This window comes from Aquabacterium sp. G14, from assembly GCF_037482285.1.
Classification (GTDB): Bacteria; Pseudomonadota; Gammaproteobacteria; order Burkholderiales; family Burkholderiaceae_C; genus Aquabacterium.
On the sequence record NZ_JBBEYB010000004.1, the window covers coordinates 56,003 to 77,864 of the forward strand.

The window sequence follows — 21,862 nt, forward strand, 5'->3', positions numbered from 1 at the left end:
CTGCGCGACTCAGCCTGGCCAGCGTGCGCCGGTGCAGCGGGCTTGCTGCCCCAGGTCGAAGTGAGTACTCACTTCCACAAAGCCGCGTTGGCGCATCAGGGTTTGCACGGCCTCGGCCTGGTCGTAGCCGTGCTCCAACAGCAGCCAGCCGCCGGGGGGCAGGTGATCGGGGGCCTGCGCCACGATCTGGCGAAGGTCATCGAGGCCGTCGGGGCCGGCGGTCAGGGCGCTTTCGGGCTCGAAGCGCAGGGCGGCCATGTGCGGGTCGCCCTCGGCGATGTAGGGCGGGTTGCTGACGATGAGGTCAAAGCGTTCGCCTGCCACCGGCGCGAACCAGGAGCCCAGCAGGCCACGCAGGCGCAGACCCAGGGCGGCGGCGTTGTCCAGGGCCACCTGCAAGGCGCCGGCGCTGGCGTCCACAGCCGTCACGTCGGCCTGAGGGCGCTCATGCGCCAGGGCCAGGGCGATGGCGCCGCTGCCGGTGCCGAGGTCCAGCACGCGGCGGGGCTGGTCGGTGGGCAGGTGTTCCAGTGCCCAGTGCACCAGGGTTTCGGTGTCCGGGCGGGGGATCAGGGTGTCGGGCGTGACGCGCAGGTTCAGCCCGAAAAATTCCTTGTCGCCCAGCAGGTAGGCGGCCGGTTCGCCCTCGGCGCGACGGGCCAGCAGGGCCAGGTAGCGCGCTTGGGCCTCGGCATCCAGCAGGTCGGTGTCGTGCGACAGCAGCCAGGTGCGTGAGCGGCCCAGCACATGGCCGAGCAGCAGGTGGGCGTCGAGGCGGTCCACGCCGCAGCCGGCAGCGCGGGCCAGGGCCTGGGCGACGGTCAGCGGGGTGGGCGTGTCAGACACCGGTCGCGGCCTCCAGCTCGGCCAACTGCTCGGCGGCCTGGGCGCTGAGCAGCGCGGCAATCACATCGTCGAGTTCGCCCTCCATCACCGCGAGCAACTTGTAGATCGTCAGGTTGATGCGGTGGTCGGTGAGGCGGCCTTGGGGGAAGTTGTAGGTGCGGATGCGGTCGGAGCGGTCGCCGCTGCCGATCAGGCCCTTGCGCAGGGCGGCTTCCTTGGCAGCGCGCTCGCTGCGTTCTTTCTCTTGCAGGCGGGCTTGCAGCACCTGCAGGGCCTTGGCCTTGTTGCTGTGCTGGCTGCGGCCGTCCTGGCATTCGGCGACCAGGCCGGTGGGCAGGTGGACCACGCGCACTGCCGAGTCGGTCTTGTTGATGTGCTGGCCGCCGGCGCCGCTGGCGCGGAAGGTGTCGATGCGCAGGTCGGCGGGGTTCAGGGTGATGGCTGCGGCCTCGTCGGGCTCGGGCATCACGGCCACCGTGCAGGCGCTGGTGTGGATGCGGCCTTGGGTTTCGGTGGCGGGCACGCGTTGCACGCGGTGACCGCCCGACTCGAACTTCATCTGGCCATACACGCCATCGCCCTCGAAGCGCAGCACCACTTCCTTGTAGCCGCCCAGGTCGGACTCGCTGGCCGACATGATCTCGCTGCGCCAGCCCTGGCGTTCGGCATAGCGGGTGTACATCCGGGCCAGGTCGGCGGCGAACAGGGCCGACTCGTCGCCCCCGGTGCCCGCGCGGATTTCGATGAAGGCGTTGCGCGCGTCGTCGGGGTCCTTGGGCAGCAGGGCGGTCTGCAGTTGGGCGACCAGCTGGTCGAGGTCGGCCTCGGCCTGGGTGATCTCGTCCTGGGCCATGGCGCGCATCTCGGCGTCGTCGCCCGCATCGGCGAGCATCTCGCGGGCGGTGTCGAGGTCTTGCTGGCGCTGGGTGTGGCGGCGGGCCAGGTCGCACACGCTGCTGACTTCGGCGTGCTCCCGCGACAGGTCGCGAAAGCGTCTGTTGTCGGCGGCGACGACCGGGTCGGACAGGGCCATGTCCAGCTCTTGCAGGCGCTGGGCCAGGCGTTCGAGCGAAGAGGCGAGAGAAGGCGCCAGGGCGGCGCTCACGCGAGGTCCTCGTCGTTCAGGAGGCGGCCACGGGGGCGTTGCAGGTCGGTGGGCAGCACGGCCTCACCGCGCAGGAACAGGCGCGACAAGGCGGCCACCATCTGCGGGCGGGTGTGCGCGTCGGCGCTGTGCAGCTCGACCATGGCGCCGTGCAGCATCTTTTGCGTGAGGCGGTGGGTGAGGGCGTCGAGCACGGCGTCCACGTCTTCGCCCTTGGCGAGCAGTTTGCGCGCGCGGGTCAGTTCGGCCGTGCGCCACTGGTCGGCCTGGCCATGCAGGGCCTGGATCAGGGGCACGGTGCTGCGCTGGTCAAGCCAGTGCACGAAGCCTTGCACGCCGGTGTCGATGATGGCCTCGGCCTGGGCGACGGCGGCCTGGCGCTTTTCGCCCGCGGTCTGCACCATGGTCGACAGGTCATCGACGGTGTAGAGGTAGACGTCGTCCAGGCGGGCGACCTCGGGTTCGATGTCGCGCGGCACGGCCAGGTCCACCATGAAGATGGGGCGGCGCTTGCGGGCCTTCAGGGCGCGCTCGACCGCGCCCAGGCCGATAATCGGCAGGGAACTCGCGGTGCAGGACACCACGATGTCGAATTCGTGCAGGCGCTGTGACAGGTCGGCCAGGCGGATGGCCTGGGCGCCCAGGTGGGCCGCGAGTTTTTCGCCGCGCTCCAGCGTGCGGTTGGCCACGGCCATGGCACGCGGGCTGCGGGCGGCAAAGTGGGTGGCGGTGAGCTCGATCATCTCGCCCGCGCCCACAAAGAGCACGCGCGTCTTGCTCAGGTCTTCAAACAGCTGTGAGGCCAGGCGCACGGCCGCCGCGGCCATGCTGATGGAGTGCGCGCCGATTTCCGTGGAGGTGCGCACTTCCTTGGCCACGGCAAAGCTGCGCTGGAAGAGCTGGTGCAGCGTGGTGCCCAGGGTGCCGGCGGTGTCGGCTTCGCGCACGGCCTGCTTCATCTGGCCGAGGATCTGCGGCTCGCCCAGCACCATCGAGTCCAGTCCGCTGGCGACGCGGAAGGCGTGGCGCGCGGCTTGGCCGCCTTCGAGCACGTAGGTGTGGCGTAGCAGTTCGTCGCGCGAAACGCCACCGGTGCGGGAGAGCCAGTCGATCGCGGCATGCCGCAGCTGAGGGACCGGCTTGCCCGCGCCCGCCGCCGCCATATACAGTTCGGTGCGATTGCAGGTGGACAGCAAGGCCGCTTCGGACTGGGGCGCGCCGGTGAGTTGTTCGCGCAGGGTCTTGAGCGCCGGAGCGATCTGATCGACCGCGAACGCAAACCGGCCGCGCAGGTCCACTGTCGCGGTTGTGTGGTTGAGTCCCAGGGTCAAGACGGTCATATGCCGGCGATTATAAAATCCACCGCCTGACATGGGGTTCCGTTGACGCGGATGCCCTGGGTGTGCGCTGGGGTGTCGGCCCCGAAACAGCGCATTTTTTTGATGCAGCGCAAGTTCGGCGCCTCCATTGCCTCCGTTTCACAAGGCCTGACATGGGTTTCTTCAGCGCGCTGAATCACGCGTGGAATTTCTTTTTGCCTGCGCTGGCGCTGGCCTTGCTCGTGCCGTCCCTGGCCCGCGTGGTGTGGCGCCAGGAGCTGAAAGGCCGTTCGTGGCGCCGCCAGGTGCAGTGGACGGCGGTGGCCAATGCCGCGGTGTTGGTACTGGGCCTGATCCTCACGGGTCAGGATGGTGCGGTGGCCACGTATGCCGGCTTGGTGCTGGCTTCGGCGGGCGTGGTGTGGTGGACAGGATGGCAGTGAGATGACCTACAGCGTCAAGGAAATTTTCTACACCCTGCAAGGCGAGGGCACGCATGCCGGTCGCCCGGCGGTGTTTTGCCGCATGGCCGGCTGCAACCTGTGGACGGGCCGTGAGGCCGACCGCGCCAGCGCCATCTGCCAGTTCTGCGACACCGATTTCGTCGGCACCGACGGCTTGGGCGGCGGCAAGTTCGACACGGCGCAGGCCTTGGCCGAGCGCATTGCCTCTTTCTGGCCGGACACGCCAGCGGGGCGGCAAGGGCAGCGCTTCGTCGTCGTCACGGGTGGTGAGCCCCTGTTGCAACTGGATGCGGCCCTGATCGACGCACTGCACGCCCAGGGCTTCGAGATCGCGGTCGAGACCAATGGCACCGTCGTCGCGCCCGAGGGCCTGGACTGGATCTGCGTGAGCCCCAAGGCCGGCGCCAAGCTGGTGCAGACGCGCGGCCATGAGCTCAAGGTGGTCGTGCCACAAGCCGGCTTCACCGAAGCGGACCTGCTGGCCTTCGAGCAGCTGGATTTCCAGCAACTGCGCGTGCAGGCCATGGACAGCGCCCAGCCCGAAGCGCGCCGCCAGGCGATGGAATGGGCCGTGCAATGGTGTCTGGACCACCCGCGCTGGTTGCTCAGCGTCCAGACCCACAAATCATTGGGCATCCGCTGACGCGCTGCCCCTGCAAGGATTGTTGATGTTCGAGTTGAGTCAGACCTTTGCTTTCGATGCGGCGCACACGCTCAAGCGCCAGGTGTCGCCCGAAGAGGCCGCCGGCAGCCGCCGCATCCATGGTCACACCTACACCGCCGAGGTCATCGTGCGCGGCCCGCGTCAGCCCGAGTCGGGCATGGTCGTGGACCTGGCCATCTTGCGCGAGGTGATCGCCGAGGTGCGCAGCCAGCTCGACCACCACTTCCTCGACGAGGTGCCCGGCCTGGGCGCCGCCACGCTGGAGAACCTCTGCGTGTTCATCTTCGAGCGCATCCAGCCGCGGATCCCGCAGGTGGCGGGCGTGGCCGTCTCCCGCGCCGCGGGCGACCGCTGCCTGTATCGCCCCGAGCCGGCTTGATCCGGCCCGAGCGCGACGCCGGCCTGCATCGATCCTGACCACACCGACTGCCTGAAGGCCCCACCCATGACTGCCCTGACGCCGATGTCCCTCACCCAGCCGGACTGGGCCGAACGCAGCCGTCAGGCCGTCTGGCACCCGTGCACACAGATGAAGGTGCACGAGCGCTTCCCGCCGCGCGCCATCGTCGCCGCCGAGGGGCCCTGGCTGATCGACGACCAGGGGCACCGCATCCTGGACGCGGTCAGCTCTTGGTGGGTCAACCTGTTCGGTCACAACTTCGGCCCGATCCGCGAGGTGATCACCGACCAGCTGGGCAAGCTCGACCACATCATGCTGGCCGGCTTGACGCATCCGCCGGTGGTCGAGCTGTCCGAGCGTCTGGCCGATTTGACCGGCCTGGGCCACGCCTTCTATGCCAGCGACGGTGCCAGTGCCACCGAGATCGCGCTGAAGATGAGCGCCCACAGTTGGCGCAACCTGGGCCAGCCCGAGAAGCACCAGTTCATCGGCCTGCAAGGCGGCTACCACGGTGAAACCGCTGGCGCCTTGTCCGTCACCGACATCCCGCTGTTCCGCGAGGCCTACGCACCGTTGCTGCGCCTGAGCGCCACCTTGCCCTCGCCCGACCCGCGTCATGCCGCAGCGGGTGTGAGCGCCGAGGCGCACACCCAGGCCGCGATCGATGCGCTGGCCGCCTACCTGGCCGAGCACCACACGCGCACCGCCGCACTGATCCTGGAGCCGCTGGTGCAAGGCGCCGCTGGCATGGCCATGTACGCGCCCGACTACCTCGTGGCCGTGCGCGAGTTGTGCGACCGTTACGCCGTGCACTGGATCGCCGACGAGATCGCCGTGGGCTTTGGCCGCACCGGCACCTTGTTTGCGCACCAGCAGGCGCGCCGGGCCGATGGCAGCGGGGTCAAGCCCGACTTCATCTGCCTGAGCAAGGGGCTGACCGGGGGCGTGCTGCCCCTGTCGGCCGTGCTGACGACCGACGCGGTGTACGTGGCCTTCTACGACGACCGTACGGTGCACGGTTTCCTGCACTCGCACTCGTACACCGGCAACCCGCTGGCCTGCCGCGCCGCCCTGGCCGTGCTTGACACCTTTGCCGCCCGCGATGCCGACGGTCACGATGTGTTGAGTCGCAACCGCGTGGTCGCCGAGCGGTTCACGCAGTTGACCGCGCCGCTGCGCGCCCACCCGCGTGTCAAGGCCACGCGCCACCTGGGCATGATCTGGGCCTGGGACATTGATACGGCCGAGCCGACCTTTGCCGCCCGCTACCACCGCGCCGCGCTGGACGCCGGCCTGCTGCTGCGTCCCATCGGCAGCACGCTCTACGTCATGCCTCCGTATGTGCTGACCGAGTCCGACCAGCGCGCGCTGGCCGAGGGCCTGGTACGCGTGCTCGATCAGGTGCTGGCCGAGATCGACGCCTTGCCTGTGTCGTCGGTATCGAACGCCGTTCCTGCCACCGATGCCGTGCGCATGGCTTGAACCCCTGACCCCGAGCGCCCTGACATGTCCCTCGCTTACTTCATCACCGGCACCGACACCGGCGTTGGCAAGACCCGCACCAGCACCACCGTCATCCATGCGCTGCGCCAGGCCGGTCATGCCCGCGTGGTCGGCATGAAGCCGGTGGCCTCCGGCTGCGACTGGGTGGAGGAGCAGGGCGACGAGCCCGGCCACTGGCTCAACGAGGACGTCGCTGCCATGCGCGCGGCGGCCAGCCTGCGTGTGCCCGGCGGCTTCGATAACCCCTATGCCTTGCCCGATGCCGTGTCGCCGCACATCGCGGCCCGTCGCGCCGGCGTGGTGATCGACCTCGACCACATCGAGGCCAGCTTTCACGCGCTGCGTCAGCACGCCGACGCAGTGGTGGTGGAGGGCGCCGGCGGCTTCATCGTGCCGCTGTGCGAGCCCGATCCCGATCTGGGCGGTGACTGGGTGACCAGCGCCGACCTGGCGCAGCGTTTGAACCTGCCCATCATCCTGACGGTGGGCGTGCGCCTGGGCTGCATCAACCATGCGCTGCTGACGCAAGAGGCCATCCTGGCGCGCGGCCTGAAGCTGGCCGGCTGGGTGGCCAATGTGATCGACCCGCAGATGTCGGAGCAGGCGGCCAACCTGGCCACGCTGAAGGCACGCTTGCAGGCCCCATTGCTGGCGCACTGGCCATGGCAGCCGGACGCCGATCCGGCCGAGCTGGCGCGCAGCTTTCGCCTGCCCTGAAGGCTGCTCGGAGCCGATGCGCCCGCATGGACCCATCTGATCCGAGCCATCGGCGCCATCTCCGTGTTCCCATGAAAAACGCCCGGTGTGGCCGAAGCCGACACCGGGCGATCAAAGCTTGACCCGTCTACAGGCTGTGGGTCACACAACCCCTTCCGTCAAGCTGGCACCACACTCGTTCACTTGTTCAGTCGTCGCTGCCGCCACCCAGGCCGAACAGCATCAGCAGGCTGCTGAACAGGTTGTAGATCGACACGAACAGGCCCACGGTGGCCATCACGTAGTTGGTTTCACCGCCGTTGACGATGCGGCTGGTCTCGAACAGGATCATGCCGCTGGCCAGTAGCACGACCATGCCCGACACAGCCAGGCTCAGCGCGGGGATCTCGAAGAAGATCGCACCCAAGCCCAGCACCATTGCGGTCAGCATGCCGATCATCAGGAACTTGCCCATGAAGCTGAAGTCACGCTTGGTGGTCAAGGCGATGGCCGACAGTCCCAGGAAAGCCGCAGCCGTGGCAGCCAGGGCGTTGGTGATGGCGGCGCTGCCACCGGGCAGGCTCATCACGGCGTTCAGGGTGGGGCCCAGGGTGTAGCCCATGAAGCCGGTCAGGGCGAACACGGCCAGCACGCCCTTGCCGCTGTTGGCCGTCTTGTTGACCAGGAAGAACAGGCCGTAAAAGCCCACCAGGGTCACCAGGATGCCGGGGTGCGGCAGCTTCAGGCTCATGGCCAGGCCGGCGACCAGGGCGCTGAACGCCAGGGTCAGGCCCAGCAGGGCGTAGGTGTTGCGCAGCACGCGTTGGGCGCTGGCAGGCGTCACCGTGGTGACGTCGCCCATGGGGAACGCGCGCACTTCGGATCGGATGTCGTTGGACATGGAGAAACTCCTTGCAGAAAACTGTGGCACCGGATACGGACCACGACACGACGCACTGTACGCAGGTCAATGTTTCGCGTAAATTCGGTTTTTTGACGAAAACATATCGGTGAAACCGAAATGAACTACAAGCACCTGTTGTACTTCTGGACCGTGGCACGCCTGGGCGGCGTCGTGAAGGCGGGCGAGCACCTGCACGTCACGCCCCAAACCATCAGCGGCCAGATCCAGCTGCTGGAAGAGCATTTCGGCCACCCGCTGTTTCGCAAGAAGGGCCGCAAGCTGGAGATGACCGAGACCGGCCAGCTCGCCTTCAGCTACGCTCAGGACATTTTCAACCTGGGGGCCGAACTGGAGCAGGTGGTGCGCCAGCCCAAGGGTGCCTTGCGCCCGGTGGAGCTGCGCGTGGGCAATGCCGATGCGGTGCCCAAGCTGGTGGTGACCCGCCTGCTGGAGCCGGCCATGAGCCAGACGCAGCCCTTCAAGGTCATCAGCCGCGAAGGCAAGCTCGACAGCCTGCTGGCCGAGCTGGCTGTGCACCGCCTGGACCTTGTCCTGTCCGACATCCCGCTGCCGCCGGCCCTGAGCGTGACCGCCTTCAACCACCGACTCGGTGGCGCCAACGTGGGTTTCTATGCCGCACCGGCCTTGGCCGAGCGCGCGCAAGGGGTGTTCCCAGCCTGCCTGGATGGGCTGCCTTTGCTGGCCCCAGGGGCCGATTCGGCCATGGGCGTGCGCCTGACCCAGTGGCTGGGCAAGCACAAGCTGCGCCCTCGCGTGGTGGGTGAGTTCGACGATGGCGCGCTGGTGACCGAGTTGGGCAAGCAGGGCCACGGGGTGTTCGTCGCGCCCATGGTGCTGGACCAGGAGGTGCGTGCCCAGTACGGCGTGCACCTGTTGGGCGAGGCCACCGACCTCATCGAAGAGTTTTATGTGATCACGGTGGAGCGGCGCATCACCCATCCCGGGGTGGCTGCGATCACCCAGGCGGCCCGTGCAGGCCTGTTCGCTGCCTGGAACCGTTGAGGCCGGAAAACCCAGCACTTGGGGTTAACCTTGGCGGATGACTGGATTGTTTGACCAAGAACTGGCGCAACTGCGCACCGCCCACCTGGCCCGTCAGCGCCGCCAGGTGATGCCTCTGAAGGCGCCCGTGGACCTGTCTGCCGACGAAGAGGACCTGCGCGGCACCCACTACCTGATCAACGGGCAGGCGCGCCTGTCCTTTGGCAGCAACGACTACCTGGGCCTGTCCCAGCATCCGGCGGTCATCACGGCCGCGCAGGAAGCCGCCGCTCGCTATGGCGTGGGGGCCACGGCTTCGCCTCTGGTCTGTGGGCACAGTCCGGCGCACGAGGCTCTGGAGCACGAGTTGGCCGCACTGGTCGGCTTGCCGCGTGCCTTGTACTTCTATGCGGGCTATGCAGCCAACGTCGGCATCATCCCGGCCCTGGTGGGCAAGGGCGATGCGGTGTTCTCCGACGCGCTCAACCACGCCTGCCTGATCGATGGCATTCGCCTGTCACGGGCCGAGCTGCATGTGGTGCCGCACGCCGATCTGGCCGCACTGGAGCAGGCCTTGCAGGCCAGCACGGCCCGCCGCAAGCTGGTGGTGACCGACGCCGTCTTCAGCATGGACGGCAATGTGGCCGATGTGCCGGCCTTGATGGCCCTGTGCGAACGCCACGATGCCTGGCTGATGATCGACGACGCCCACGGCTTTGGCGTGCTGGGCGAGCACGGAGAGGGCACCTTGTCGTACTTTGGCATGGCCGGGCGCGACGGCGTGGCACCCGCCTGGCAGGGACGCATGGATCGCCTGATCTACATGGCGACCTTGGGCAAGGCGGCCGGGGTGGCCGGCGCCTTTGTGGCCGGTGAGCCCAGCATGGTCGAGTGGGTGCTGCAAAAAGCGCGCACCTACATGTTTGCCACGGGCACCCCGGCGATGATCGCCGAGGCCCTGCGCGCCAGCGTGCGCGTCATGCAGGAAGAGGGTTGGCGCCGCGATCACCTGCGGGCATTGCAACAGCGCCTGCGCGAGGGCGTGGCGGCAGCCGGTCTGCCCTGGCATCTGATGCCATCGGACACGGCCATCCAGCCTTTGATCATTGGCAGCAACGAAGCGGCTCTGGCGGTGATGGCCAAGCTCGACGAACAGGGGGTGTGGGTGCCCGCCATCCGGCCGCCCACCGTACCGGAGGGGACCGCACGCCTGCGCATCTCCTTGTCCGCGGCTCACACGCTGGCACAGGTCGACCAGCTCGTGGCCGCCCTGACTCAGGCCGTGGCGTAGCCGAAGAGCTTGGCGCGGTCCAGGCTCAGCATCACGTCCCCGCGCGGGACGGAGGCCGTGATCCGGAACTCGCTTTTGGCCGTATCGCGCAGCTTGGAGTCGGGGAACACCCAGCCGTCCGCACTGATCAGACTGTGCACCTGAGGGGCGGCGGCGGTCTCTCCCTTTCGCACGACCACGGCCGTGTCGCCATTGGCCAGTTTCACAAAGGTGCCAGGGGGGTAGAGGCCCATTTCCTTGATGATGGCGGCGGCATAGGGGTTGTCGGCACCGCCGGCTTTCATGAACAGCTCTCGCGCAGCGATGTTGACGGGCTGGGCCACCCTTGAGGCACGCGGACTGATGCGTGCCATGTACACATCGGCGTAGTGCACCATGCAGGCCAGTTGGCTGAGATTGGTGCGGTCTTGCGGCACGTCTCGGCCATCGAGCGTGACGTGGTGCTGTTCGACCGTGCGCAACCAATCCTCGCTGGTCACGTTGGCTGCTTCCAGGATCTCGCGTCCTCGCAAGGGGTGGCTGTCGATCTCGGCGCGTTGTTTGGCGGTGAGCGGCGTGGTTTGCAGGGACAGCACATTTTGCAGGTCCAGCATGGCGATGTTCATCGTCAGCGAGGCGCGGACCAGGGTCAAGCGATCCGATTCGCTCCAGCCCAGACGCCCGGCAGCCAGACTGGCCACGAAGGCAGTCTGCAGGGAGTGGGCAATGGCATAGCCCATGGTTTCGCCGTGCATCATCTCGAAGGTGCCAATCTCTTGGTCCTGCTGCATGGCCCAATGGATGACCCCTGCGAGCTCGCTCAGATCCTGGGCAAAGCGGGGGTTGTCCTTGTGCTGGCGCAGCAGCATGCCCGTTCGCTTGTGGATGCTGCTCCACAGCAGGAAGGGATCCTTGGGTTTCTCCGACATGTCTGCTTCGTTCCGACTGATCTCGAGCGTGTCCAGGGCGCACGCTGGTCTCCACCGCTGGTGGGGATGGCGTTACACGCTCCATGGTAACTGCGGATCGCGGACTCGGTGCCCGGACGTGGGCGTTGCAGATCGCAAATGCCTGGGTGGGAGGTGTCAGGCGGTGGCGTACCCGAAAAGCTTGGCGCGGTTCAGGGTCAGCATCACGTTGCCGCGTGGTACCGCGGCCGTGACCTTGAACTCGGCTTTGGCCGTGTCGCGCAGTTTGGAGTCGGGGAAGACCCAGCCGTCGGCGCTGATCAGGCTGTGTACCTGAGGGGTGACGGCAGTTTCGCCTTTGCGTACGACCACGGCGGTGTCGCCATTGGCCAGTTTCACGAAGCTGCCAGGCGGGTAGATGCCCATCTCCTTGATGATGGCCGCGGCATACGGGTTGTTGGCGCCGCCGGCTTTCATGAACAGGTCACGTGCGGCAACGTTCACGGCTTGCCCTGCCCGGGTGGCACGTGGGCTGATGCGAGCGAGGTAGACATCGGCGTAGTGCACCATGCAGGCCAGCGGGCTGATGTCGGTGCGATCTTGAGGGATGTCGCGACCATCGACGGTGACATGGTGGTGCTCCACGGTGCGCAGCCAGTCCTGACAGGTGACTTGAGCGGACTCCAGCATCGCTCTGCCTCGTTTGGCGTGGTTGTCGATGTCCGCACGCTGGGCAGGCGTCAAAGGTGTGGTTTGCGCGGCCAGGGTGTTTTGCAGATCCAGCATGGCGATGTTCATCGTCAAGGACGCGCGGATGAGCGTGAGCTTTTCGCTTTCGCTCCAGCCCAGCCGCTCAGCGGCGAGACTGGCGACGAACGCTGTTTGCAGCGAGTGTGAAACGGAGTAGCCCGTGGCGTCACCATGCATCATCTCGAAAGTGCCAACCTCCTGGTCGGCTTGCATGGCCGCGTGTACCTGGCCCGACAGGTCGGTGATGTCTTTGGCGAATTGCGGATTGTCTTGAAATTGGCGCAGAAGCGTGCCTGTCCGCTTGAGGATGTTGTTCCACAGCGAGAACGGGTCCTTGCGCTTCTCGGGGGCGTAACTGGTCCGCTGGACGGCGTCGAACTCGTCTTTGTCCACGTACACGCCGCGCGCCAGCAAGCTGTCGATCTGAGCCTGATTGGTCAGCACGAAACCTTTGCCCAGCAGCAAATGCCCGGGCTCATTGCGCACGTTCCAGGGCAAGGGCTTGTTGAGCTGAATCTGATGGGCGCACAGCCGCAGAAGTTGCATGGCGATTTACCGGAATTGCAATTTCTTGCAGATTCTGCCGAATCGCCATGCATGACAGTCGGGTCATACCCCTAAGGGGGGGCACCTGTCGATTACGTCACGCTGTGATCGTGGTGGTTACCCTGGCATCAGGGTGAACCCGAGTCCCCGGAGGCCGGCTCAGGCAGCGTGAGGCAGGACCACATCGGCCCGCAGCGAATGCGGGAAGGCCTTGGTGATCTTCACGTCAATGAGTTGGCCGATCAGGCGGTCACGCAGGGCCTGCGTGGGGCCGGCGGCGAAGTTGACGATGCGGTTGCACTCGGTGCGGCCCATCAACTCGCTCGGGTCCTTGCGGCTGGGGCCCTCCACCAGAATCTTCTGCGTGGTGCCGACCATCGCTTCGCTGTAGCGCAGCACATTGGCTTCCAGGTAGGCCTGCAGCGTTTGCAGACGCTTGAGCTTGACCTCGTAGGTGGCGTCATCTTGCAGCGAAGCGGCCGGGGTGCCGGGGCGCGCGCTGTAGATGAAGCTGAAGGAGGCGTCGAACTCCAGGTCGGTGGCCAGCTTCATGAGCTTGTCGAAGTCGTCGTCGGTTTCGCCGGGGAAGCCAACGATGAAGTCGGTCGACAGGCTGATGTTGGGACGCACGGCGCGCAGCTTGCGGATGGTGCTCTTGTACTCCAGCGCCGTGTAGCCGCGCTTCATCGCCATCAGGATGCGGTCGGAGCCGTGTTGCACGGGCAGGTGCACGTGGTTGACCAGCTTGTGGGTCTTGCCGTAAACGTCGATCAGGCGCTGGCTGAACTCGTTGGGGTGGCTGGTGGTGAAGCGGATGCGCTCCAGGCCCGGCATCTCGGCGATGTACTCGATGAGGGTGGCGAAGTCGGCGATGTCGGCCGTGTCGCCCATTTTGCCGCGGTAGCCGTTGACGTTCTGGCCCAGCAGGGTGATTTCCTTGACGCCCTGGTCGACCAGATCGGCTACTTCGGTCAGCACATCTTCAAAGGGACGCGAGACCTCTTCGCCCCGGGTGTAGGGCACGACGCAGTAGCTGCAGTACTTCGAGCAGCCTTCCATGATGGAGACGAAGGCCGAGGCGCCTTCCTTGCGCGGTGGCGGCAGGTGGTCGAACTTCTCGATTTCGGGGAAGCTGATGTCGACCTGGGGGCGCTTTTGCTGCTGGCGCTTTTCCAGCATGGCGGGCAGACGGTGCAGGGTTTGCGGGCCGAAGACCACGTCCACATAGGGTGCGCGCTCGATGATGGCCGCACCTTCCTGGCTGGCCACGCAGCCGCCCACGCCGATCATCACGCCTTTTTCTTTGAGGTGCTTGACGCGACCGAGGTCGGAGAAGACCTTCTCCTGGGCCTTCTCGCGGATGGAGCAGGTGTTGAAGAGGATCAGATCGGCCTCTTCGGGGTTGTCAGTGGGCGTGTAGCCTTTGGCGGCGTTCATGACGTCGGACATCTTGTCCGAGTCATATTCGTTCATCTGGCAGCCATAGGTCTTGATGTAGACCTTCTTGGTCTCGGGCGCGGTGCTCATGGGTCGGGAAGGGATCAGGGCTTGATCCAGGCAAAATTGATCGGGTCGTAGGTCCAGGTGGCGGCTTCTTTGGGCGTGCTGGGCCAACGCTTGGCCAACTCGTCCGCACGCAAGATCCACACGTTGAACAACAGCCCGTAAGGGTCTACGGTGTAGTTGACCTTGAGCTTTTGGCCCACCAGGGCGCCAGAGAGCACCAGCATGTTCTGAGGGTCGCGGATACGGGCACCCGGTGCCAGGCGCATGGGCTGCCCGTTGAGCAGGACTTCAGGTGGCTGGCCGAAGGTGACCTCGCCACGCAGGGAGTCCATCGGCATGGTTCTGGCCACTTGTGCGCAGCTCAGCGCAGGGACAGCCAGGGCCGCAGCGGCCAGGGCCATCGAAAGACAGCGGGGCATGGTGTAGATCCAGGGGCTGTTGATCGGACGCCGATTTTAGCCGCTGGCCTGCTGTCTGTGGGGCTTTTCCGCCCGTCTGGGGTGGCAGGGCTGGGTGCCCGTGCAGGAAGGGCGTCAGGATTCGGCGTTCAACTGCGCCAGCCGCTCTGGCGTACCCACATCGACCCAAGGGCCGGTGTACAGCTGGCCGCTCAAGCGGCCGGCGTCGATGGCCCGCTCCAGGCAAGGGCGCAGCGCCGCCTTCTCGCCGGGCTGGATGCCCTCGACCATGGCCGGGCGGTACAGACCGATGGTGGAGTAGGTGTAAGCCGGTGTGCCTGCGGCGGCCTGATCCTTGCGTTGCACGAGCCCCTCTGCGGTGAGGGCAAAGTCGCCCTGCGGTACGTGGGGCGGGTTGGGCACCAACCACATCCGACCCCAGTCCGTGCTGTTCACAAAGGCCTGCGCGGCGCCGGCCTCAAACTGGAAGCCCGGCACGAACACATCGCCGGCCAACACCCAGTAGGCTTCACCCAGCAAGGGCAGGGCCTGGGCCATGCCACCAGCGGTCTCCAGGGCGCCGCCGTGATCGCGCCCTTCCATCGAGTAGCAGATGCGCAGACCCCAGCGCGAGCCATCGCCCAGCGCCGCCGGGAACTGTTCTTCGAGGTGGGCGGTGTTGATCACCACGTCGCGTACCCCGTCGCGTGCCAATGCTTCCAGGTGCCACACGATGAGTGGCTTGCCTTGCACCGCCAGCAGCGGCTTTGGGGTGATGTCGGTGAGTGGGCGCATGCGTTCGCCGCGTCCGGCAGCCAGGATGAGGGCGGGCAGTTGGCTCATGGTGTCACTCGGCGGCGTGGGCAAAGGCCACCACGTGACTGAGGTCCAGGCGAATGCCAATCGCTTCACCGATGGCATGGTCGTGGTGCGAAGGCACGGTGGACAGCACCTCGGTGCCATCGCTCAGGGCCAGGGTGTAGAGAAACTCCGCACCTTTGAACGCCTTGTGCAGCACGGTGGCCTTCACCGGGCTGGCGTCGTCATGCACGACGTCGTCGGGGCGCATCAGCACGTCCACCCGGGTGCCGGGGGCGTGGGTCATCACGTCATCGGTGGCGAACACGGTCTGGTCACCGGTGCTCTGTCCCACGTCCAGCCGCAGGTGATGGTCATCGACCACCACGGCCGGAACGAAGGCTCCTTGGCCCACGAAGTTGGCGACCCGGCGGTTCGCGGGCTGGTGATACAGACCGTAGGCCGTGTCCCATTGTTGCAGGTGACCGTCGGCCATCACACCGATGACGTCGGCCATCGCAAAGGCCTCGTGCTGGTCGTGGGTGACGAGCACGGCGGTGGTGTGGGTGGCCTTGAGGATGTCGCGCACCTCGCTGGCCAGTCGCTCGCGCAGGGCCACGTCCAGGTTGGAGAAGGGCTCGTCGAGCAACAGCATGCTGGGCTGGGGTGCGAGCGCCCGTGCCAGGGCCACGCGCTGCTGCTGGCCGCCCGACAACTCATGCGGGAAGCGCTGCGCGGCATGTGCCAGCCCCACAGTGTCGAGCATCTCGGCCACACGCTGCGCGGCATCGGCGCGACCCTTGAGGCCAAAGCCGACGTTTTGTGCCACCGTCAGGTGTGGGAACAAAGCGTAGTCCTGGAACACCATGCCGATGCGGCGCTTCTCGGGCGGCGTGATCTGACCGGGCGCGCTGAGCACCTGACCAGCCAGCCGGATGGCGCCTGCGCTGATCGGCTCGAAGCCTGCGATGGCGCGCAGGGCCGTGGTCTTGCCGCAGCCCGAGGGGCCCAGCAGGCAGGCAATGCCCCCCTGGGGCAGCGCAAAGCTCAAGTGCTCGAGGATGGCGCGTTTGCCGTAGCGCAAGGTGACGTCGTCCACGACCAGCCAAGCTTGGCTGGGATCGGTGACCGGGGGCAGGGCAGAGGAGGCCGAGGCAGGCATGAGGCAAACAAATTCGGAAACCGGCAATGAAACGATGATAATTCTCAATTCACCATGAAGCCGGCAGTCTCTCCTCATTCTCCTTCCGTTGTGTCCTCCTCTCGGCCGTTTGCTGCGCGCTGGCGGTCAGGGTGGCTCACCGCCTGGGCGGTGCTCGTTGGGGCCTTGGTGGCCTTGCCGGTGTTGGCGGTCATCAGCCATGTGCTCAGCACGGGCACCAGTGACACCTGGTCGCATCTGGCCTCCACGGTGCTGCCGGACTACCTGTGGTCCACGCTGTGGCTGTGCCTGGGCGTGGGCTTGGGGACGGCCAGCATGGGTGTCGGCGCGGCCTGGCTGGTGACGCGCTACAACTTCCCGTTGCGCGGCATGCTGGAGTGGGCCTTGGTGCTGCCCCTGGCCGTGCCCGGCTATGTCATGGCCTACACCTACACCGATCTGCTGCAGTTCGTGGGGCCGGTGCAGACGGCGTTGCGCGACACCTTTGGCTGGACGCGTGCGGATTACTGGTTCCCTGATGTGCGCTCTCTGGGCGGCGCGGTGATCCTGTTCTCGCTGGTGCTCTATCCCTATGTCTACATGCTGGCGCGCACGGCGTTTCTGGAGCGGGCTGGCGGCATGCTGGAGGTTGGCCGGTCGCTAGGCTTGGGTCCGTGGGCCAGCTTTTGGCGCGTGTCGCTGCCGCTGGCGCGTCCCGCCATCGCCGCGGGCGTCTCGCTGGCGCTGATGGAAACCTTGGCCGACTTTGGCGCGGTCTCCTACTTTGGCGTGCAGACCTTCACCACTGGCATCTACCGGGCGTGGTTCTCGCTGGGTGACCGCGTGGCTGCAGCGCAGTTGTCCACCGCCTTGTTGGGCTTCGTGATCCTGGTGCTGGCCTTCGAACGCCTGTCACGCGGCCGAGCGCGCTTTCACGACACGACCTTGCGCCGTGCCCGCTTCCAGGCTCGACGTTTGCGCGGCGTGCGTGCTGCACTGGCCGTTGTCGCCTGCCTGATTCCTTTCGTCACGGGCTTTTTGTTGCCCGCCGGCATCCTGCTGGAGATGGCGATCACCGAAGGCGACGCTCAATTCGGCGCACGTTTCATCGAGTTGGCGACCAACAGTGTCACCGTCTCAGGTCTGACAGCCTTGATCGCCGTGACCTTGGCCTTGCTGTTGGGCTATGCCGCCCGTTTGCGGGCCAATTCCTGGGTGGTGCGCAGCGTGCACCGCTTGGGTGGCCTGGGCTATGCGCTGCCGGGGACGGTGATCGCGGTGGGGGTGCTCATCCCCGTGTCCCGCATCGACAATGTGCTGACGAACTGGTTGACCCACCATTTTGACTGGCAGTCTGGCCTGGTCCTGACGGGGGGGATTGCCGGACTGGTGTACGCCTGTGTCGTGCGTTTCCTGACGCCGGCAGTGCAGTCGGTGGATGCGGGCTTGCTCAAAATCACGCCCAGCATGGACAACGCGGCACGCAGCCTGGGCTTGAGCCCGGCCGCCACATTGCGTCGCGTGCATTTCCCGCTTCTGCGTGGCAGCCTCTTGACCGCGGCCTTGCTGGTGTTCATCGACGTGATGAAGGAGCTGCCGGCCACGCTGGTGATGCGGCCCTTCAACTTCGACACCCTGGCCACGCAGGCTTACAACCTCGCATCCGACGAGCGCCTGGCCGAGGCTTCCACCTCGGCTTTGGCCATCGTCGTGGTGGGGCTGCTGCCCCTGATCGTGCTCAGCCGCGAGATCGCCAAAGCCCGCCAGGGCTCTGCGACCCCGCACTGATCATCAACGCCAGCCAGCGCGGTCGAAAGCCTTCTGAGCCTTGGCGGCGTTGCGGGCCAGATCGCCCACCGGCAAGGTGTCGGGCTTGAAGGTGCCCAGGGCCTTCAGAGCCGGGTTGTCGATCTTCACCGCGCTCACGGCCGGCCATTCGTTGTTGCCATCGGCAAAATAGGCTTGGGCCTTGTCGCTGCTCAGGTACTCCAGAAACTTGATCGCGGCGTCACGGTTGGGCGCGGTCTTGATGATGCCTGCCCCCGAGATGTTGATGTGGGTGCCCCAGCTCTTCTGGTTGGGCCAGGCCACCCCCAAGGATTCGACCACCTTGCGGTCTTCCGGTTTGGTCGAGCGCATCAGGCGGGCCAGGTAGTAGCTGTTCGAGATGGTCACGCCGCACTCGCCTGCCGCCACCGCCTTGAGCTGATCCGTGTCACCGCCCTTGGGCGCGCGGGCAAAGTTGGCCACCAGGCCACGTGCCCAGTTCTCCGTCTTCGCTTCGCCTTCATGGGCGATCATGGCCGCCCCCAGCGACAGGTTGTAAGGGTGTGAGCCCGAGCGCACGCACACCTGATCCTTCAGGCGTGGATTGGCCAGATCGGCGTAGGTCTGCACCCATTCGGCCTTCACGGCGTTCTTGTTGTACGCGATCACGCGGGCGCGGGTCGAAAACGCCACCCAGGTTGGTGTGCGCAAGTGGGCTGGGATGCGGGCGTTCAGCACCTTCGACTGGATGGGCTGAAACAGGCCGAGGCTGTCTGCAATCTCCAGGCGAGCGGCATCCACGGTGATCAGGATGTCGGCTGGCGAGTTGGCACCTTCGTTCTTGATGCGCTCCAGCAGTTCATCTTCCTTGCCATCCAGGCGATTGATCTTGATGCCGGTCTGCTTGGTGAAGTCGTTGTACAGCGCCTCATCGGTTTGATAGTGGCGTGCCGAGTAGATGTTGAGCACCGCATCGGCGGCGTGGGCAGTGCCCTGGCAGGCCAGCGCGATCAAGGTGAGGGCGGCAACGCGGGAGGTCAAACGAGCCATGTGACAGTTTCCTTGGTGTCCGTTGAAGAGGGGCGTGGGTTCACACGCGACATGATTATAAAGATAACAGGAATCATTCGTATTTTCCTGAGTGGATCGCGATCAGGCGAAGAAGGGTGAACGAGTCGCACCGAGGTGGTGCATTTGCTTGACTGCGGCGCTCGCCTGCTGACCTTGTGTGCACCATGGTGGGGTGCTGTATGCCAGAATGTTCGACCCGCTTTTCACCAATGCACCTTGGTGGTGCTCACATCATGAAAATTCAGTCGCTGGACAGCTTTCTGAGCCAGGTTGCGGCCCGCAACCCCGGCCAACCCGAATTCCTCCAGGCCGTCACCGAGGTGATGGACAGCCTGTGGCCCTTCATCGAGCAGAACCCCAAGTACGCCGAGCAGAGTTTGCTGGAGCGACTGGTCGAGCCCGAGCGCATCATCATGTTCCGCGTCTCCTGGGTCGACGACCGTGGGCAGGTGCAGGTCAACCGCGGCTACCGCATCCAGCACAGCTCCTCCATCGGTCCTTACAAGGGCGGCATCCGCTTCCACCCTTCGGTGAACCTGTCCATCCTGAAGTTCCTGGCGTTCGAGCAAACCTTCAAGAATGCGCTGACCACGCTGCCCATGGGCGGTGGCAAGGGTGGCGCGGATTTCGACCCCAAGGGCAAGAGCCAGGGCGAAATCATGCGCTTCTGCCAGGCCTTCGTCAGCGAGTTGTTCCGCCATGTGGGCGCCGACACGGACGTGCCCGCGGGTGACATCGGTGTGGGCGGTCGCGAGGTCGGCTACATGGCCGGCATGTACAAGAAGCTCAGCAACCGCGCTGACTGCGTGTTCACCGGCAAGGGCTTGAGCTTTGGCGGCTCGCTGATCCGTCCGGAAGCCACCGGTTACGGCACCGTCTATTTCGCCGAAGAGATGCTCAAACTCAAGGGGCGCAACTTCGAGGGCATGCGCGTCAGCGTCTCGGGTTCGGGCAACGTCGCCCAGTACGCCGTCGAGAAGGCCATGGCCCTGGGCGCCAAGGTCGTCACCGTGTCCGACTCCAGCGGCACCGTGTACGACGAAGCCGGCTTCACCCCGGCCAAGCTGGCCGAACTGATGGAAGTGAAGAACCACCTCTATGGCCGCGTCGGTGACTATGCCAAGCGCGTGCCTGGTACCGTGTTCATGGAAGGCGTGCGCCCGTGGAGCATCCCGGTGGACGTTGCCCTGCCTTGCGCGACCCAGAACGAACTGGATGGCAAGGATGCCGAAACCCTGGTCAAGAACGGTGTCATCTGCGTGGCCGAAGGCGCCAACATGCCCTCCACGCTCGAGGCCGTGCATGTCTTCGAGGGCAACGGCATCTTGTACGCGCCTGGCAAGGCCTCGAACGCCGGGGGGGTGGCCACCTCCGGTCTGGAGATGAGCCAGAACGCCATCCGCCTGTCCTGGACCCGTGAAGAGGTCGACGCCCGACTGCTGGGCATCATGCGCAGCATCCATGAGGTGTGCGTGCGTCACGGTCGTCGCGCCGACGGCTCGGTCAGCTACGTCAACGGTGCCAACGTCGGCGGTTTCGTCAAGGTCGCCGACGCCATGCTGGCACAAGGCGTGATCTGATCGCCTGACCAGATCACCCTGAGCCCTCAGCGGACCTGTGGCACTTCGCGCAGGTCCGCGGCGCTCAACTTGAAGGACGCCATCGTGTTCACCAGATGGCGTGCCTGATTGCTCAGGCTCTCCGCAGCCGCGGCACTTTCCTCCACCAGCGCGGCATTTTGCTGTGTGGCGGCATGTGCACGTCGTAGAACTTGCGCCGGGCATGGGCCCAGCAGCCGGCCTCGATGATCTCGCCGCTGTCGAACAGCCGGTCGTAGCCCGCGAAGGCGTCTGCCTGCACGATGCCCTTGAAGCCGGCCAAGTGACGCCTGGGATGCTCGCCTTTGCGATTGGGGGAGTATTGGAACCATACAGCCTGTGGCCTGGCGTCACCGCTGGCGCGGTCGTCGCGCACATAGGTCCACAATCGCCCAGTGCGTGCCTGTTGACCCTGGCCACCCAGAACCCGGATCGGCGTGTCGTCGGTGTGGATCTTGGCGGCGGCCAGCACATGACGGCCGATGGCTTGCGTCAAGGGGCTGAGCAACGCAGCCGCTGCACCCACCCAGTCAGCCAGGGTCGAGCGCTCCAGGTCCACACCCTGGCGGGCATAGATCTGCGAGAGGCGATACAGCGGGGTGTGATCGGCATACTTGCTCACCAGCACATGGGCCAGCAGGCCGGCGCCGGCCATGCCACGATCGAGCGGACGGCTCGGCGCACTGGCTTGTACGATGCTGTCGCACGCCGGGCAGGCCAGGCGGGGCCGCACATGGCGGATGACCTTGAACTGACCGGGCAGGTAGTCGAGCACTTCACTGACGTCTTGGCCAATGGGGCGCAGCGCGTCCAGGCAGGCGCCGCAAGCGCAGCCCGCATCGGGCGTGTGCACCACGATCTCGCGTGGCAGATGGGCTGGCAAGTCGCGCAGGCCTTGGCGGCTTTTGCGTGAGCGCTTGCGGTTGTTGGCACCACCTTCAGGCTCGTCGTTGGCCGCTGGTGGCTCCACCGTTGTCGCGGGTGCCAACAGTTCCATCTGTGCGGCCACATCGAGTTGCTCGCTGCTGCGGCCAAAGTGCATGCGGCGCAGGTAGGCGATCTCGGTCTTGAGCTTGTCAATCAGCAGCTTGGCATGGGCCAGTTCCTGGCGGCTGTCGCGCAACTGGCGAGACAGCTCGCAGTGGTCATGCGGGTGCGGATCGTGTGGCATGACGATACTGTGCCCAAGGCTCAGCGATCACGCCA

The 21,862-nt window shown here is 66.0% G+C and carries 20 protein-coding genes and 1 pseudogene; 9 read left to right on the forward strand and 12 right to left on the reverse strand.

Translation table 11 applies throughout. The features are described from left to right. Window positions 1-9: 9 nt before the first annotated feature. From prmC to hemA, 3 genes are read right to left on the reverse strand one after another with little or no spacing between them, the layout of a single operon-like run. Window positions 10-846, reverse strand: coding sequence for a peptide chain release factor N(5)-glutamine methyltransferase (gene prmC, locus WIT60_RS06140; RefSeq protein ID WP_339583061.1), 837 nt, complete (start codon window positions 844-846; stop codon window positions 10-12). Further along, window positions 839-1,939, reverse strand: coding sequence for a peptide chain release factor 1 (gene prfA, locus WIT60_RS06145; RefSeq protein ID WP_339583237.1), 1,101 nt, complete (start codon window positions 1,937-1,939; stop codon window positions 839-841). Before prfA ends, prmC begins: the two co-directional genes overlap by 8 nt. 8 nt (window positions 1,940-1,947) lie before the next feature. Further along, window positions 1,948-3,291: a glutamyl-tRNA reductase gene (hemA, locus tag WIT60_RS06150; protein WP_339583062.1), complete on the reverse strand. Its 1,344-nt coding sequence runs from the start codon at window positions 3,289-3,291 to the stop codon at window positions 1,948-1,950. Window positions 3,292-3,443: 152 nt separating this feature from the next. On the opposite strand from hemA, the gene WIT60_RS06155 reads away from it, so the two are divergent. From WIT60_RS06155 to bioD, 5 genes are all read left to right on the forward strand, one after another. Beyond that, on the forward strand, window positions 3,444-3,713 hold the full coding sequence (locus WIT60_RS06155) for a hypothetical protein (protein WP_320362501.1): 270 nt from the start codon (window positions 3,444-3,446) through the stop codon (window positions 3,711-3,713). A 1-nt stretch (window position 3,714) separates the two neighbouring features. After that, the gene (gene queE / locus WIT60_RS06160; RefSeq protein WP_339583063.1) at window positions 3,715-4,377 is read left to right on the forward strand and encodes a 7-carboxy-7-deazaguanine synthase; all 663 of its coding nucleotides are present in this window, start codon (window positions 3,715-3,717) and stop codon (window positions 4,375-4,377) included. Between the two features lie 25 nt (window positions 4,378-4,402). Continuing rightward, on the forward strand, window positions 4,403-4,777 hold the full coding sequence (locus tag WIT60_RS06165) for a 6-pyruvoyl trahydropterin synthase family protein (RefSeq protein WP_320362503.1): 375 nt from the start codon (window positions 4,403-4,405) through the stop codon (window positions 4,775-4,777). Between the two features lie 66 nt (window positions 4,778-4,843). Beyond that, complete coding sequence (bioA, locus tag WIT60_RS06170; protein ID WP_339583064.1) at window positions 4,844-6,280, forward strand: adenosylmethionine--8-amino-7-oxononanoate transaminase; 1,437 nt, start codon at window positions 4,844-4,846, stop codon at window positions 6,278-6,280. Window positions 6,281-6,304: 24 nt separating this feature from the next. After that, window positions 6,305-7,018: a dethiobiotin synthase gene (gene bioD, locus WIT60_RS06175; protein ID WP_339583065.1), complete on the forward strand. Its 714-nt coding sequence runs from the start codon at window positions 6,305-6,307 to the stop codon at window positions 7,016-7,018. A gap of 187 nt (window positions 7,019-7,205) precedes the next feature. Here bioD and WIT60_RS06180 read toward each other — a convergent pair whose 3' ends face one another. Next, window positions 7,206-7,898 (reverse strand): Bax inhibitor-1/YccA family protein, encoded by a 693-nt coding sequence (locus WIT60_RS06180; protein ID WP_339583066.1) that lies wholly within the window; start codon window positions 7,896-7,898, stop codon window positions 7,206-7,208. A gap of 120 nt (window positions 7,899-8,018) precedes the next feature. Here WIT60_RS06180 and nhaR point away from each other — a divergent pair, with 120 nt between their 5' ends. Together nhaR and bioF are read left to right on the forward strand one after the other, a co-directional pair. Further along, the gene (gene nhaR, locus WIT60_RS06185) at window positions 8,019-8,924 is read left to right on the forward strand and encodes a transcriptional activator NhaR (protein ID WP_339583067.1); all 906 of its coding nucleotides are present in this window, start codon (window positions 8,019-8,021) and stop codon (window positions 8,922-8,924) included. 37 nt (window positions 8,925-8,961) lie between these two features. Then, window positions 8,962-10,194 (forward strand): 8-amino-7-oxononanoate synthase, encoded by a 1,233-nt coding sequence (bioF, locus tag WIT60_RS06190; RefSeq protein WP_339583068.1) that lies wholly within the window; start codon window positions 8,962-8,964, stop codon window positions 10,192-10,194. Here the strand turns inward: bioF and WIT60_RS06195 are convergent. From WIT60_RS06195 to WIT60_RS06220, 6 genes are all read right to left on the reverse strand, one after another. Further along, window positions 10,179-11,102 (reverse strand): HD-GYP domain-containing protein, encoded by a 924-nt coding sequence (locus WIT60_RS06195; protein ID WP_339583069.1) that lies wholly within the window; start codon window positions 11,100-11,102, stop codon window positions 10,179-10,181. The two genes, bioF and WIT60_RS06195, sit on opposite strands and share 16 nt — an antisense overlap. 156 nt (window positions 11,103-11,258) lie before the next feature. Beyond that, window positions 11,259-12,377 carry an HD-GYP domain-containing protein gene (locus WIT60_RS06200; protein ID WP_339583070.1) on the reverse strand — a complete coding sequence of 373 codons (1,119 nt, stop codon included), beginning with the start codon at window positions 12,375-12,377 and terminating at the stop codon, window positions 11,259-11,261. A 159-nt stretch (window positions 12,378-12,536) separates the two neighbouring features. Beyond that, window positions 12,537-13,904, reverse strand: a complete 1,368-nt coding sequence (miaB, locus tag WIT60_RS06205; RefSeq protein WP_339583071.1) for a tRNA (N6-isopentenyl adenosine(37)-C2)-methylthiotransferase MiaB — start codon at window positions 13,902-13,904, stop codon at window positions 12,537-12,539. Window positions 13,905-13,918: 14 nt separating this feature from the next. Further along, on the reverse strand, window positions 13,919-14,302 hold the full coding sequence (locus WIT60_RS06210; protein ID WP_339583072.1) for a hypothetical protein: 384 nt from the start codon (window positions 14,300-14,302) through the stop codon (window positions 13,919-13,921). Window positions 14,303-14,416: 114 nt separating this feature from the next. Continuing rightward, on the reverse strand, window positions 14,417-15,124 hold the full coding sequence (murU, locus tag WIT60_RS06215) for an N-acetylmuramate alpha-1-phosphate uridylyltransferase MurU (protein WP_339583073.1): 708 nt from the start codon (window positions 15,122-15,124) through the stop codon (window positions 14,417-14,419). Window positions 15,125-15,128: 4 nt separating this feature from the next. Continuing rightward, on the reverse strand, window positions 15,129-16,241 hold the full coding sequence (locus WIT60_RS06220; protein WP_339583074.1) for an ABC transporter ATP-binding protein: 1,113 nt from the start codon (window positions 16,239-16,241) through the stop codon (window positions 15,129-15,131). A gap of 54 nt (window positions 16,242-16,295) precedes the next feature. On the opposite strand from WIT60_RS06220, the gene WIT60_RS06225 reads away from it, so the two are divergent. Continuing rightward, window positions 16,296-18,008 carry an ABC transporter permease gene (locus tag WIT60_RS06225; protein ID WP_445207662.1) on the forward strand — a complete coding sequence of 571 codons (1,713 nt, stop codon included), beginning with the start codon at window positions 16,296-16,298 and terminating at the stop codon, window positions 18,006-18,008. 3 nt (window positions 18,009-18,011) lie between these two features. Here WIT60_RS06225 and WIT60_RS06230 read toward each other — a convergent pair whose 3' ends face one another. After that, window positions 18,012-19,037, reverse strand: coding sequence for a Fe(3+) ABC transporter substrate-binding protein (locus WIT60_RS06230; RefSeq protein ID WP_339583075.1), 1,026 nt, complete (start codon window positions 19,035-19,037; stop codon window positions 18,012-18,014). 254 nt (window positions 19,038-19,291) lie between these two features. Here WIT60_RS06230 and gdhA point away from each other — a divergent pair, with 254 nt between their 5' ends. Continuing rightward, complete coding sequence (gdhA, locus tag WIT60_RS06235) at window positions 19,292-20,638, forward strand: NADP-specific glutamate dehydrogenase (protein WP_339583076.1); 1,347 nt, start codon at window positions 19,292-19,294, stop codon at window positions 20,636-20,638. Window positions 20,639-20,801: 163 nt separating this feature from the next. Here the strand turns inward: gdhA and tnpC are convergent. Beyond that, window positions 20,802-21,827 (reverse strand): annotated as a pseudogene (gene tnpC, locus WIT60_RS06240) (IS66 family transposase); the annotation flags it as partial. Window positions 21,828-21,862 lie beyond the last annotated feature (35 nt).

What these genes read in the sequence shown, in the direction of transcription:
- hemA (WP_339583062.1), bottom strand. Translation starts at nt 3,291, where the DNA reads ATGACCGTCTTGACCCTGGGACTCAACCACACAACCGCGACAGTGGAC.
- WIT60_RS06155 (WP_320362501.1), top strand. Translation starts at nt 3,444, where the DNA reads ATGGGTTTCTTCAGCGCGCTGAATCACGCGTGGAATTTCTTTTTGCCT.
- queE (WP_339583063.1), top strand. Translation starts at nt 3,715, where the DNA reads ATGACCTACAGCGTCAAGGAAATTTTCTACACCCTGCAAGGCGAGGGC.
- WIT60_RS06165 (WP_320362503.1), top strand. Translation starts at nt 4,403, where the DNA reads ATGTTCGAGTTGAGTCAGACCTTTGCTTTCGATGCGGCGCACACGCTC.
- bioA (WP_339583064.1), top strand. Translation starts at nt 4,844, where the DNA reads ATGACTGCCCTGACGCCGATGTCCCTCACCCAGCCGGACTGGGCCGAA.
- bioD (WP_339583065.1), top strand. Translation starts at nt 6,305, where the DNA reads ATGTCCCTCGCTTACTTCATCACCGGCACCGACACCGGCGTTGGCAAG.
- WIT60_RS06180 (WP_339583066.1), bottom strand. Translation starts at nt 7,898, where the DNA reads ATGTCCAACGACATCCGATCCGAAGTGCGCGCGTTCCCCATGGGCGAC.
- nhaR (WP_339583067.1), top strand. Translation starts at nt 8,019, where the DNA reads ATGAACTACAAGCACCTGTTGTACTTCTGGACCGTGGCACGCCTGGGC.
- bioF (WP_339583068.1), top strand. Translation starts at nt 8,962, where the DNA reads ATGACTGGATTGTTTGACCAAGAACTGGCGCAACTGCGCACCGCCCAC.
- WIT60_RS06195 (WP_339583069.1), bottom strand. Translation starts at nt 11,102, where the DNA reads ATGTCGGAGAAACCCAAGGATCCCTTCCTGCTGTGGAGCAGCATCCAC.
- WIT60_RS06200 (WP_339583070.1), bottom strand. Translation starts at nt 12,377, where the DNA reads ATGCAACTTCTGCGGCTGTGCGCCCATCAGATTCAGCTCAACAAGCCC.
- miaB (WP_339583071.1), bottom strand. Translation starts at nt 13,904, where the DNA reads ATGAGCACCGCGCCCGAGACCAAGAAGGTCTACATCAAGACCTATGGC.
- WIT60_RS06210 (WP_339583072.1), bottom strand. Translation starts at nt 14,302, where the DNA reads ATGCCCCGCTGTCTTTCGATGGCCCTGGCCGCTGCGGCCCTGGCTGTC.
- murU (WP_339583073.1), bottom strand. Translation starts at nt 15,124, where the DNA reads ATGAGCCAACTGCCCGCCCTCATCCTGGCTGCCGGACGCGGCGAACGC.
- WIT60_RS06220 (WP_339583074.1), bottom strand. Translation starts at nt 16,241, where the DNA reads ATGCCTGCCTCGGCCTCCTCTGCCCTGCCCCCGGTCACCGATCCCAGC.
- WIT60_RS06225 (WP_445207662.1), top strand. Translation starts at nt 16,296, where the DNA reads ATGAAGCCGGCAGTCTCTCCTCATTCTCCTTCCGTTGTGTCCTCCTCT.
- WIT60_RS06230 (WP_339583075.1), bottom strand. Translation starts at nt 19,037, where the DNA reads ATGGCTCGTTTGACCTCCCGCGTTGCCGCCCTCACCTTGATCGCGCTG.
- gdhA (WP_339583076.1), top strand. Translation starts at nt 19,292, where the DNA reads ATGAAAATTCAGTCGCTGGACAGCTTTCTGAGCCAGGTTGCGGCCCGC.